The organism is Sporocytophaga myxococcoides (assembly GCF_000775915.1).
Classification (GTDB): domain Bacteria; phylum Bacteroidota; class Bacteroidia; order Cytophagales; family Cytophagaceae; genus Sporocytophaga; species Sporocytophaga myxococcoides_A.
Map to the genome: position 1 here is coordinate 1 of NZ_BBLT01000013.1, position 12,196 is coordinate 12,196.

The following is a 12,196-nucleotide window of genomic DNA, read 5'->3' on the forward strand; positions in this document are numbered from 1 at the left end:
TTTGTTGCAATAAGTAATGATTAAAATTTGAGGGAGACCAAATTAACACATTTTTCATTCAGTCCCTAATAAATTTTAAATTATTTCAATACTCCTCATCTTTTAGCCCTTCCAGCTTTCGAGGGTTACAAACTTAATGATATTTCTTAGGATGTCAAGCAAGAAAATGATCTATTTATCCACATTTGGAGATGAATATGAAAAAGTAAAGTTTTCATTATTTTTATTCTAGGAATGAAATGAATAAAATAGAGACCTTGGGTCTATTAAAAAAAATTCAGCAAAGAGCCTCAATGGCTCTTTGCTGATATATCTCTATAATCTAAGCAGTAATAATATTTCTCAAAATGGTTTGCTTTCTATCAGGACCTAAAGAAATTAAAGTAACGGGCACCCCAAGTTCAGACTCAATATACTGTATATATTCATTAAGCTCAAGAGGAAGATTTTCTGAATTCGAATAATCATTAATTGATTTATTCCAACCTTTGAAAGTCTTATATACTGGAGTTATATCTGTCTCTACAATATCAAATGGAAGAGTATCTACAACACTACCATCTTTCAATTTATAATGGGTACATACTTTTATTTCGTCAAATGCATTAAGCACATCGACCTTCATCATCAATAATTGAGTGACGCCATTGAGCATTATTGCATATTTAAGAGCTGGCAAATCAATCCACCCACATCGTCTAGGCCGACCAGTTGTAGAACCAAATTCATTCCCCTGCTTTCTTAATGTTTCTCCATGCTCATTATCTAATTCAGTTGGAAACGGTCCTCCTCCAACTCTTGTACAATATGCTTTGAAAATTCCCAAAACTTCTCCTACGTGCGATGGAGCAATACCTAAACCAGTACATGCACCCGCCGCCATTGTATTTGATGAGGTAACAAAAGGATAAGACCCAAAATCTATATCAAGAAGAGATCCTTGAGCTCCTTCAGCAAGAATGGTTTTCTTTTCAGCTATAAGCTGATTAATGAAATATTCACTATCAACAAAGTTAAATGTTTTCAAATGATTAATAGCTTCAAAGAACTCATTTTCAAGAGCTTCAAGATTACTATAATCAAATTTATAAAAGTCTAGAATTGTCTTGTGAGCATCTCTTAACTTCTGATATTTAGCTTTAAAATCCGAAGCAATAATGTCACCTACTCGAAGTCCTTGCCTTGCTATTTTGTCTTGGTAAGTCGGACCTATACCTTTTAAAGTTGAACCTATTTTCTTTTCGCCTTTGGAATTTTCAGAAGCCGCATCTAATAGCCTATGTGTAGGAATTATTAACTGAGCTTTTTTGGAAATGAAAAGATTCTTATTGAAGTTAACGTTGTATTTTCTCAGACCATCAATTTCTTTCTTAAAAATGATAGCATCCAAAACTACACCGTTACCGATGATATTTATAATAGAGTCATGAAAAATTCCAGATGGAATCTGATGAAGCACATGCTTAATACCATCAAACTCAAGAGTATGTCCTGCATTTGGCCCACCTTGAAAACGAGCAACTACCTGATAACGCGGAGCAATAAAATCTACTATTTTACCTTTTCCTTCATCTCCCCACTGAAGTCCCAACAAAATATCTACAGCCATTATTGTTTAATATTTATTTTTGAATAAGTTTTTGAATTGCTTCTTCTTGTGAATTAACTATTAAAAAAATAGCATTCAACTTGGTAATAATGAGTAATTTCTTAATTTGCTCTGAAGGGCTTACCAATACAACTTCTCCTCCTTTATTTCTAAACTTGGTCAGAATGGTGATTAAAACTCCGATACCACTGCTATTCATATACCTTACCTGAGAAAGATCAATGCTGCACAAAATAATCGATTCGTTTATTTTATCATTAACCAAATCTACTAATTCCATTCCATTCGTTTCTCCGATGAGATCTCCCTGAAGCTGAATTGACAGGATATTTTGCTTTACTTCTGAAGTGTATTTCATTTTTCCTTAATTTCCTTTTTGTTTTCGCATTGAGCGTTTTTACATTCCCCATAAAGTATCAGGGAATGATGTAGAACTTTAAAGTTCAGTAATTCGCCAACCATTGTCTGAATATTATAGATTCTTGGATCGCAGAACTCTACAACCTTATGACATTCAGTACAAATTAAATGATCATGCTGACGATATCCGAATGATTTTTCGTATTGAGCAAGGTTTTTACCAAACTGATGTTTGCTAACTAAGTCACATTCAACAAGAATATCCAAGGTGTTATAGACAGTTGCTCTGCTTACACGATAATTCTTGTTTTTCATGCTTATGTATAGAGATTCAACATCAAAGTGTCCTTTTCTGGTATAGATCTCCTCTAATATAGCAAATCTTTCCGGGGTTTTCCTAAGCCCCTTATTCTCAAGGTATGCGGTAAATATTTTCCTTACCTCGTTAAAAATATTTTCGTTCGCCTGCTGCATAAAGCCTCCAAAGATACAAAGATAAATTTTTCTATCACAAGTCAAAACTCTAATAGTTTCAACCGCATTAAAAATATATATCTGATTTACAAATAAATACCTAAATAATTAGGATTCAAAACGATTGACTGTGATTACATCCTGCACCTTTTTCAATTTCATAATGAGTTTATTAAGGTGTTTTGTGTCATGAACAAACAACATGATTCTTCCTTCAAACATTCCATCCTCAGTTTCAATAGTGATACTTCTCATGTTTACTTTTAACTCATTCGAAATTATTCTCGTAATATCATTAACAATCCCCACTCTGTCCATTCCTGTAATTTTCAATCCTGTGAGAAATGCCAGTTCTTTTTGAGCAGTCCATTTGGCTTTTACTACCCTATAGCCGTAGTGTGACATTAATTCAATTGCATTGGGGCAGGTTGTTCTATGAATCTTAATCCCTTCATTAACAGTAACAAACCCAAACACATCGTCTCCTGGAATTGGATTACAACATTTTGCAAGTTTGTAATCAATTTTTTCCATGTCGTCACCAATGAGCAACAGATCTGCATTGGGATCTCCAGATCTTTTAGGTTCTTGAGGTTTAGGTTCAACAATTTCTTTCTTTTCTGGCTTTTTAATTTCCTTAGGTTCCTGAAATCTTTTAATTTCTTTGGGATCAATAATTCCTTTAGCGACATCATAATAGAGGTCTAAAGGGAATTTCATGTTAAAATAGGCCAGAAGCTGATTTAAAGTTTCAGTATTCAAATCAAGCTTCATTTGGTGAAGCTTTCTTAAAACAATCTCTTTACCATCTGAAGCAATCTTCTTTTTTTCCTCCTTCAAACAATCTTTGATCTTGGCTCTCGCTTTGGAACTAACAACAAATTTAAGCCAGTCTTCACTTGGCTTTTGTTTGCTTGAAGTAAGGATTTCGACCTGATCTCCATTATTAAGAATGTAACTAAGGGGTACAAGCTTCTGATTCACTTTGGCTCCAAGGCAATGCATACCTATCTGAGTATGAATTTCAAATGCAAAATCAAGAGTAGTTGCTCCATGAGGTAAAATTTTAAGATCGCCTTTTGGAGTAAATACAAAGACTTCTTCATGAAACAGGTTGGTTCTGAAATCATCCATGAATTCCAGAGCAGAAGAATCATTTGTTTCGATCAGTTCTCTAACCTTCTTGATCCACTCTTCCAATCCTGATTCACTTTTACTTTGTGTAGCTTCTTTATATTTCCAATGAGCGGCATACCCCTTTTCTGCAATATCGTCCATTCTTTTAGTACGAATTTGTACTTCTACCCACTGACCAGATTTACTCATTACAGTTGTATGAAGGGATTCATAGCCGTTCGCTTTAGGAGTACTTATCCAGTCCCTCAGACGATCCGGATTCGGCTTATAAAAGTCAGTGACGATAGAATAAGCTTTCCAACATGCGGCTTTTTCATTTTCGTAAGGAGTATCAATTATAACTCGAATTGCAAAAAGGTCATAAACCTCTTCAAAGGGTGTATTTTGTTTCCTTATTTTATTCCAAATGGAGTAAATGGATTTAGGACGTCCCTTAACAATAAAGTCAAAATTTGATTTATCAAGAGCTGTTTGAAGCGGCTCGATAAAGTCTTTGATAAACTTATCTCTTGCAGCTTTTGTCTCATTAATCTTTCTTGCAATACCTCGGTAAACCTCAGGATCGGTATATTTCAAGTACAGATCTTCCAGTTCCGTTTTAATTGCATACAGACCAAGTCGGTGAGCCAAAGGAGCATACAGATAAATGGTTTCACTGGAAATTTTTAATTGTTTTTCACGGGGCATACTACCAAGCGTACGCATATTGTGAAGGCGGTCGGCCAGTTTAATTAAAATAACCCTGACATCATCTGACAGAGTAAGGATCATTTTCCGAAAGTTTTCAGCTTGTTGAGAACTTCCATGTTCAAAGACTCCCGAAATTTTAGTAAGTCCATCTATAATCCGGGCTACCTTTGGACCAAAATCTCTTTCAATATCACTTATTTCCAAATGAGTATCTTCTACAACATCATGAAGCAAAGCTGCAATGATTGAAGTAGTACCCAATCCGATTTCTTCCACTGCGATTTGAGCCACAGCCAAAGGGTGATATATATATGGCTCCCCTGAGCGTCGTCTCATATCCTTGTGAGCCTGAAGAGAAGTAAAAAAAGCCTTTTTAATTATTTTCGCATCGTCATCTTTCAGGAAGGGTTTGGCATGCCTTAACAACTTTCTATACCTGCGAATAATTTCTTTATTTTCCTTTTCAATATCTACCGTCTGCATGTCTCAAAAATACGCAAAACCTATTTTATTTAAACTTGAAATCAATGTAATTTCGTTCTACGAAAGTCAATCCGTTACGTTATAAATTATATTAAACTGTCTATCAAATAATTAACAACAAAAAGAAAAAAAACTTAAAAAAAATGAATTATTTTCTTGCATGGTAGATAATTTATTTGCTACCTTTGCTGCGCAATTTTGAACAACAGCACAGAAATAAAGTTCAAAAAAGCGAATCAAGTTTGGATAACCAATGCGGATGTGGCGAAATTGGTAGACGCACTAGACTTAGGATCTAGCGCTGCGAGGCATGGGGGTTCGAGTCCCTCCATCCGCACTGAAACCCTCAGAATTAACCTTCTGAGGGTTTTTAAATTAATCACGGTACCTTATTGTTAATAGAATAAAATCGGACAAAAGTGGAAATTACATTAGAAAAACAAAGTGCCACCAATGCAACCTTAAAAGTAAACCTTAATGAGTCTGATTACAGACCTAAAGTTGCTGAAAAGGTGAAAGAGTACAGTAAGAAAGTCCAACTAAAGGGTTTCAGACCTGGAAAAGTTCCGACTTCTTTAGTTGAAAAAATGTATGGAAAAAGTATTTTGGTTGAAGAGATTAATCAGATATTAAGCGATTCTATCACAAAATATATCAGAGAAAACAAACTTCCGATTATAGGTGAACCACTTCCTGATTCAGAGAAATCAGAAAACATTAACTGGGACACCCAAAAAGATTTTGAATTTAACTATAATTTAGGTTTAGTACCAGAATTCAAGTTAGATCTGTCTCCTAATGTAAAGCTCACAAAAAACAACATTAAAATTGAAGATAAGGTTGTTCAAGAAACACTTCAGAATCTTAAAAATCAATTTGGACAATCTACTAATCCTGAGGTTTCAGCTGAAGGAGATTTTATATATGGCGATCTGAAGGAAGAAAACGGAGATTTCGAATTTCAGAGTTTAATCCCTACAAACAAAATTAAAAAATCAGAGTTATCTAAGTTTGTAGGTTTAAAAACAGGCGATAAAGTCACTTTTGAAATTGAGAATACTTTTGATGACGTAGCCGATATAGCTTACGCTACAGGACTTTCTCTAGAAGATGCTGAGAAAAAACAAGGAATTTTTAGCCTTACCGTTACCAAAATCAGCAGATCAGAAGGAGCTGAATTAAATCAAGAGTTCTTTGACAAGGTTTTTGGTAAAGATGCAGTGAAGTCTGAAGAAGAATTCATGACTAAACTTAAAAGCACGATAGAAGAAAATTACGGAAGAGAGTCTGATCTATTGATCAACCATCAGATAAGAAAACACTTTGTTGATAATACTCAAATTGAGTTACCTTCAGACTTCCTGAAAAGATGGTTATTGGTTTCTAACAATGGCAAAATAACTCAGGAGCAGATTGATAAAGAATTTGATTTATATCTTAAAGAGTTAAAATGGACTCTTATAAAGAATAAAATCAGCGAAGAAAACGACATTAAAGCTGAGAACGATGAGATTGTTGGAAAGACAAAAGAAATGGTTAAACAGCAATTTGGAGGTATGGCTTTTGGGGCGGAACTTGAAGAGACTTTTGACAAAATTGCAGACAATTACCTGAAACAAGACAACGGCAAAAACTACGTTAAAATGTATGAGCAGCTTGTTAACGAAAAGGTTATTGAAACCGTAAAAACAAAAATTTCTATAGCTGACAAGAGCGTAGATGTTGAAGAATTCAGAAAGATTGCAGAAGCTCAAGACTGACGTTTTGACAATAATTTCTAATTGGTAAAGTTTTTGAAAGTCCTTTGTAAAAAGGACTTTTTTTTTACATTTGTGCAACACTAACAAAAATGAAAATGATAAATAAGGAAGAATTCAGAAAATTCGCCATAAAGGATCAGAATATTGGCAGCAACGTAGTGGATCAATACATTAAACAAATTGAGAGTACTGCATTTCCATACATAAATAATATGACTCCCAATATTGTTGAGGAGAGACAAATGAGAGCTACTGTCATTGACGTTTTTTCACGTCTGATGGCTGACAGAATTATCTTCCTCGGCACTGCTATAGATGACTATGTTTCTAACATTGTTGTAGCTCAATTACTGTTTCTAGAATCTGCTGATTCAAACAAAGATGTGATTATGTACATCAACAGTCCTGGAGGGTCAGTATATGCGGGACTTGGCATTTATGATACAATGCAATACATCAATCCTGACGTAGCTACAATATGTACAGGATTGGCAGCTTCAATGGGGGCTGTATTACTATGTGGAGGAGCTGCTAATAAAAGATCAGCTTTAAAACATTCAAGAATCATGATTCACCAACCACTAGGAGGCGTTCAAGGACAGGCATCTGACATAGAAATCACTGCTAGAGAAATTCTTAAATTAAAGAAGGAACTTTATGATATCCTTGTTCATCATAGTGGTAATGATTATGCAACTATTGAAAAACATGCAGACAGAGATTACTGGTTAACATCTGCAGAAGCTAAAGAATACGGCATAGTTGACGAAGTTCTATTCAGGACCCGATAATAAACTTAATTTTAAAAACCTTTGTTAAAAATTGGGATGTTTTAAATCCTTACATTTTTAAGGTAAAATATCCCAATATTTTAATTAAGGAAGGAATAAGAAAAACAAAAAAATGGCTCAAATCACCTGTTCATTTTGCGGAAGATCTAAGAAAGATGTATCATTAATGATATCCGGTATACATGCTCACATTTGTGACAGATGCATCACACAATCTCAACAGATACTTTCCGAAGAAGTTAAAACCAAAAATAAAAACAGTGTCCCTAAGTTCAATTTGATCAAACCATCAGAAATGAAAAAATTTCTGGATCAGTTTGTTGTGGGACAAGACGAAGCCAAAAAGGTTATGTCTGTGGCCGTTTATAATCATTATAAAAGGTTAATGCAGCAACAGGAAGAGAATGATGTAGTGATTGAAAAATCTAACATCATCATGGTAGGTGAAACGGGGACAGGTAAAACCTATATTGCCAGAACATTGGCAAAAATACTCCAGGTACCTTTCTGTATTGCAGATGCTACTGTACTAACAGAAGCAGGTTACGTGGGAGAAGATGTTGAAAGCATTTTAACAAGACTGTTACAATCTGCTAATTATGATGTAGAGTCAGCTGAAAGAGGTATTGTATATATTGATGAAATTGACAAAATTTCTCGTAAAGGCGACAATCCTTCAATTACCAGAGATGTAAGCGGAGAAGGCGTGCAGCAAGCTCTTTTAAAGCTTCTTGAAGGAACACAGGTAAATGTTCCACCTCAGGGAGGAAGAAAACACCCCGATCAAAAAATGATCTCGGTAAACACCGAAAATATCTTATTCATTTGTGGTGGTGCTTTTGATGGTATCTCTAAAATGATAGGGAGCAGATTAAATACTCAGCCTCTTGGTTTCTCAAGTAAAGAACAAACCTTTGTAGATAAAGAAAACCTACTTCAATATGTTACAGCTCAGGATTTAAAAACATTCGGTTTAATTCCTGAATTGATTGGTCGACTACCAGTACTCACATATCTGGAGCCACTTTCAAAAGACACATTGAGAATGATCTTGACTCAGCCGAAAAATGCTATCGTTAAACAATACAAGAAATTGTTTAAGATGGAAGATATTGAGATTGAATTTGAGGAAGAAGCACTGGATTTCATCGTTGAGAAAGCTGTTAATTTTAAATTAGGTGCAAGAGGCTTAAGATCAATTTGTGAAGCTGTAATGACTGATGCAATGTTTGAACTGCCATCTCAAGATGAAATTAAAAAACTTGTAATTACGAGAGATTATGCTGTAGAAAAAATTGAAAAATCTAAATTCAATAAATTGAAAGCAGCATAGGAAGTTGTAAGTGATAAGTTTTAAATTAATAAGAAATAAAAAGGGCTTTTTAAAAGCCCTTTTTATTTTTATTAATTTATCATTCCCTTAATTTTCATTCAAATATTTCACCATTAATTCCGCAGCTCTTCTGGATGCTCCCGGACCTTCAAGAATTTCTTTTATCTTATGATAACCATTCAACTGTTCTTGTCTTTCCTTACCGTATATAATCTTCTTTAATTCTGTAATTAAATTAGATGGAGAAAAGTCTGATTGAATTAACTCTTTTACCACCTCATAGCCTGCAATAAGATTAACAAGGGATATAAACTTAACAGTTATCAGAAATTTAGCAATATTGTAAGTAACCGCACTAGTTTTATAAACTACAATCTGAGGCACTTCAAACAATGCTGTTTCCAACGTTGCTGTACCCGAAGTTACAACAGCTGCTTTGGCATGTGATAATAAGTCATACGTTTCATCAAATATAACAGCTACCCTACCCTCCCTTTTAAAATTATCATAATAATCGGCAGGAAGATTTGAAACACCTGCTACAACAAATGTAAACTCAGGAAAAGATGGTAGCACAGAAACCATATAATGTAGTGTTGATTCTACTTCCTGTTTTCTGCTGCCTGGAAGAACAGCAATTAGCTGTTTTCCTTCCAGGTTATGTTTAGTTAAAAATGCCGGATCTGATTTAAAATTTGCGACAGCATCAAATACAGGATTTCCAACATAGTCTACATTAAAATCAAACTTTTTATAGAAGTCTTTTTCAAAAGGAAGGATGACAAACATTTTATCTACAACCTTCTTGATTTTATTAGCCCTTCCCTGATTCCAGGCCCATACTTTAGGGGTAATATAATAGTAAACTTTTATTCCTTTGGATTTTGCAAAAGCCGCAACCTTTAAATTAAAGCCTCCAAAATCAACCAGTATAAGAACATCTGGTTTATAGGAAAGAATATCAGCTTTTGTTTTTTCAAGAATCTTATTTATTGCATTTAAATTTTTAAATACTTCCCAAAAACCCATAAATGCAATGTCTTTAAAATGGGAATATAGAGTTATTCCTGTATTGGAAAGATAGTCCCCGCCAATCCCCCTAATTTGAGCATTATTATCCAGTCGTATAATTTCTTTGCAGAGATTAGAAGCATGAAGGTCTCCTGACCTTTCACCACATATTACATAATACTTCATATGGACAACCTTTTACTCTCCATAATATTCAACAAAGTTTCTGGGAGTCTCATAAAGAGTGATACAATGCAATCTTGCCTTAGAAATAGATTTAATTTCTTTATCAAGAATTTTCCAAATCTCCATTGCCAGGATTTCTGTACTGGCCATTTTGCCAAGCATGAAATCTACATCAAGATTAAGATTTTTATGATCAAGTTTTTCTACAACTTCAGTTCGGATGATTTTGCTTAATTTCTTAAGGTCGATTACAAATCCAGTGTCCGGGTCTGGAGTTCCTTTCACTGTAACAGTCAAATCAAAATTATGTCCATGCCAGTTTGAATTTGCACAAGGCCCAAATACTTCCTTGTTTTTCTCCTCTGACCAATTAGGATTATACAGCTTATGTGCTGCATTAAAATGTTCTTTTCTGGAAACGTAAATCATCAAATCTTATTCTAACAGATTATTCAGGAAAAGGAATAATTCCTTTTGTGGAGCAAATATACGAAGAAAGGAATTCCCAAAAACGAAGTAATTATTCCGATTGGCAAACCAGCTGGCGGATAGGCTAATCTCGCAACATAATCGCATCCTAAAATAAATAAACCGCCAAACCAAGAAGAATAAAGAATATTAAATCTTCCGGCAATTCCGAATAAAGCTCTAACAAAATGAGGAATAAACAAACCGACAAATCCTATCGGGCCAGATGTTGCCACTGCAAATCCGGTATTTAAACTTATAAAAATCAAAATAAACCATCTGAGTTGTGCAACTTTTAATCCTAAAGTGTACGAGCGACTTTCACCCAGAAGCAATATATTAATATGTTTTTGAAAAAATATAAATATAGTATTTGAAATAACTATAGTAATAGCTAATAGGGGTATAAAATCCCAACTTGCCCTTTCAAAACTCCCCATACTCCAAAATATTACTGCTTTAAGTTTGCTTTCAGTATCTGAAAAAAAGATTAATAAACTGATAAAAGCTACCAGAAATGAAGACAATGCAACCCCTCCAAGCAATAATTTAGCAGGATTTATATGCCCCTTTTCATAAGCCAGTAATATAACCAATAAAGATACTCCTGCAGCACCTGCAAAGGCAAATACAGGAGTCATTTGAAATCCCCATATTGTAAATGGCACCAATCCTAAATAAACAATATTGGCCCCAAGGGAAGCTCCGGAGGCGGTTCCCATCAGATATGGATCTGCAAGCGGATTATTTACCATGATCTGTATTAAATACCCACTAAAAGCAAGCGCTGATCCAACCAGAAAAGCAAGAACAACTCTCGGAAGTCTTAAGTTTACTAAAACATAATGAACATCATTATTCCTATCAAAATTAAAGATGCATTCTTTCAACTCATTAAAGGATATGCTGTATGTTCCTATACTTAGGGAAAAGACAAGTAAAAAGATTGTTAATAAAATTAATATTAAAAGAACCAATTTACCTGTCATTTTTCGAGATGCTTTTAAGTTCCATGACAGCTTCTAATATTCGAGGTCCGGGTCTGGATTGTAAATCTTCTGTAATCTTAAAGATTGCTTTGTTCCTGTAACAATTCATCCTTCTCAATTCCGGATATAGGCTAAAAAAATCCTTTTCATAATCTTTAAACCCACAAAACATGAAATCTGGATTTTTTGCTAAAAGATATTCTCGGCTCACTTCCGGAGAAGTTTTCTTAAATGAAGAGTCGATAATATTATTAATCCCTGCAATTCTAAGTTTGTCAGTCATAATAGAATGATATCCATGAACATATATTGGAGAGTTCCAAATGATATTAATTGCAGAAGGTTTTTGTGCGACATTTTGATTTAACAAACTATCCTTAATCTTGACAAGTGAATCAACAAGTAAATTAGCTTTTACTTGTGTACCACAAATTTTACCAACATTTCTGATCCCTTGAAGTACCTCATCGACTGTTTTAAAATTCTGAACATAAACTGGTATTCCCAAAGCTTCTATCCTTTTTATATCATCTTCTGAATTTATTCCTTCCAGGGTAAAAACCAAATCAGGACGTAGCTTCATCACTCCTTCCAAGTCAAGGGGATAATTGTTTACTACAGGTAACTTTTCAATAAATAAAGGGAAATTACAGTTTTGTGTTCTTCCAACTAATTTTTCAGGACAAATACTTGCAAGAATTTCAGTAGAAGAAGGGCAAAGACCGAGAACGCGATTAACTTTTTCTGGTAAATGTAATTCGCTCCCCGAAGCATTAAGAAATTTATTAGAGTTTACTTCCCTGTCTCTATGGGTTTTACATCCTGAGAGTACAGATAACGTAAAAATCATCAATAGCAAATAAAGCTTTTTCAACCTCTATATCGTTCTTTTTTTTGTAAATTTA

11 protein-coding genes and 1 tRNA gene are annotated in these 12,196 nt (G+C 34.3%); 4 read left to right on the forward strand and 8 right to left on the reverse strand.

All coding sequences use genetic code 11. The features are described 5' to 3' along the window. Positions 1-322: 322 nt before the first annotated feature. From MYP_RS22465 to MYP_RS22480, 4 genes are all read right to left on the reverse strand, one after another. A complete protein-coding gene (locus tag MYP_RS22465; protein ID WP_045468819.1) occupies positions 323-1,609 on the reverse strand; it encodes an adenylosuccinate synthase in 1,287 nt (428 codons plus the stop codon). 13 nt (positions 1,610-1,622) lie between these two features. Then, positions 1,623-1,967 (reverse strand): STAS domain-containing protein, encoded by a 345-nt coding sequence (locus MYP_RS22470; protein ID WP_045468821.1) that lies wholly within the window; start codon positions 1,965-1,967, stop codon positions 1,623-1,625. Further along, positions 1,964-2,443, reverse strand: a complete 480-nt coding sequence (locus MYP_RS22475) for a Fur family transcriptional regulator (protein ID WP_037576200.1) — start codon at positions 2,441-2,443, stop codon at positions 1,964-1,966. The genes MYP_RS22470 and MYP_RS22475 overlap by 4 nt, the downstream gene beginning before the upstream one ends. 108 nt (positions 2,444-2,551) lie before the next feature. Beyond that, on the reverse strand, positions 2,552-4,753 hold the full coding sequence (locus tag MYP_RS22480; protein WP_045468825.1) for a RelA/SpoT family protein: 2,202 nt from the start codon (positions 4,751-4,753) through the stop codon (positions 2,552-2,554). 255 nt (positions 4,754-5,008) lie between these two features. Here MYP_RS22480 and MYP_RS22485 point away from each other — a divergent pair. From MYP_RS22485 to clpX, 4 genes are all read left to right on the forward strand, one after another. After that, a tRNA-Leu gene (locus MYP_RS22485) sits at positions 5,009-5,090 on the forward strand. A gap of 82 nt (positions 5,091-5,172) precedes the next feature. Continuing rightward, on the forward strand, positions 5,173-6,513 hold the full coding sequence (gene tig, locus MYP_RS22490) for a trigger factor (protein ID WP_045468828.1): 1,341 nt from the start codon (positions 5,173-5,175) through the stop codon (positions 6,511-6,513). A gap of 95 nt (positions 6,514-6,608) precedes the next feature. Beyond that, a complete protein-coding gene (locus MYP_RS22495; RefSeq protein WP_045469110.1) occupies positions 6,609-7,304 on the forward strand; it encodes an ATP-dependent Clp protease proteolytic subunit in 696 nt (231 codons plus the stop codon). Positions 7,305-7,416: 112 nt separating this feature from the next. Next, a complete protein-coding gene (gene clpX, locus MYP_RS22500; protein WP_045468831.1) occupies positions 7,417-8,637 on the forward strand; it encodes an ATP-dependent Clp protease ATP-binding subunit ClpX in 1,221 nt (406 codons plus the stop codon). Positions 8,638-8,724: 87 nt separating this feature from the next. Here clpX and lpxB read toward each other — a convergent pair whose 3' ends face one another. Genes lpxB through MYP_RS22520 form a run of 4 tightly spaced genes read right to left on the reverse strand, consistent with a single transcriptional unit; the run spans position 8,725 to position 12,141 of the window. Continuing rightward, the gene (gene lpxB, locus MYP_RS22505) at positions 8,725-9,834 is read right to left on the reverse strand and encodes a lipid-A-disaccharide synthase (RefSeq protein ID WP_045468834.1); all 1,110 of its coding nucleotides are present in this window, start codon (positions 9,832-9,834) and stop codon (positions 8,725-8,727) included. 12 nt (positions 9,835-9,846) lie between these two features. Continuing rightward, positions 9,847-10,263, reverse strand: coding sequence for a 6-pyruvoyl trahydropterin synthase family protein (locus MYP_RS22510; protein ID WP_045468837.1), 417 nt, complete (start codon positions 10,261-10,263; stop codon positions 9,847-9,849). A gap of 23 nt (positions 10,264-10,286) precedes the next feature. Further along, the gene (locus tag MYP_RS22515) at positions 10,287-11,291 is read right to left on the reverse strand and encodes a FecCD family ABC transporter permease (RefSeq protein ID WP_045468840.1); all 1,005 of its coding nucleotides are present in this window, start codon (positions 11,289-11,291) and stop codon (positions 10,287-10,289) included. Further along, positions 11,281-12,141, reverse strand: coding sequence for an ABC transporter substrate-binding protein (locus tag MYP_RS22520; protein ID WP_052430442.1), 861 nt, complete (start codon positions 12,139-12,141; stop codon positions 11,281-11,283). Before MYP_RS22520 ends, MYP_RS22515 begins: the two co-directional genes overlap by 11 nt. Positions 12,142-12,196: the final 55 nt, after the last annotated feature.

Excerpts from the sequence above, each read along its gene's own strand:
- MYP_RS22475 (WP_037576200.1), bottom strand. The coding sequence starts at position 2,443 with ATGCAGCAGGCGAACGAAAATATTTTTAACGAGGTAAGGAAAATATTT.
- MYP_RS22510 (WP_045468837.1), bottom strand. The coding sequence starts at position 10,263 with ATGATTTACGTTTCCAGAAAAGAACATTTTAATGCAGCACATAAGCTG.
- MYP_RS22480 (WP_045468825.1), bottom strand. The coding sequence starts at position 4,753 with ATGCAGACGGTAGATATTGAAAAGGAAAATAAAGAAATTATTCGCAGG.
- MYP_RS22495 (WP_045469110.1), top strand. The coding sequence starts at position 6,609 with ATGATAAATAAGGAAGAATTCAGAAAATTCGCCATAAAGGATCAGAAT.
- MYP_RS22465 (WP_045468819.1), bottom strand. The coding sequence starts at position 1,609 with ATGGCTGTAGATATTTTGTTGGGACTTCAGTGGGGAGATGAAGGAAAA.
- MYP_RS22515 (WP_045468840.1), bottom strand. The coding sequence starts at position 11,291 with ATGACAGGTAAATTGGTTCTTTTAATATTAATTTTATTAACAATCTTT.
- MYP_RS22520 (WP_052430442.1), bottom strand. The coding sequence starts at position 12,141 with ATGATTTTTACGTTATCTGTACTCTCAGGATGTAAAACCCATAGAGAC.
- MYP_RS22470 (WP_045468821.1), bottom strand. The coding sequence starts at position 1,967 with ATGAAATACACTTCAGAAGTAAAGCAAAATATCCTGTCAATTCAGCTT.
- clpX (WP_045468831.1), top strand. The coding sequence starts at position 7,417 with ATGGCTCAAATCACCTGTTCATTTTGCGGAAGATCTAAGAAAGATGTA.
- lpxB (WP_045468834.1), bottom strand. The coding sequence starts at position 9,834 with ATGAAGTATTATGTAATATGTGGTGAAAGGTCAGGAGACCTTCATGCT.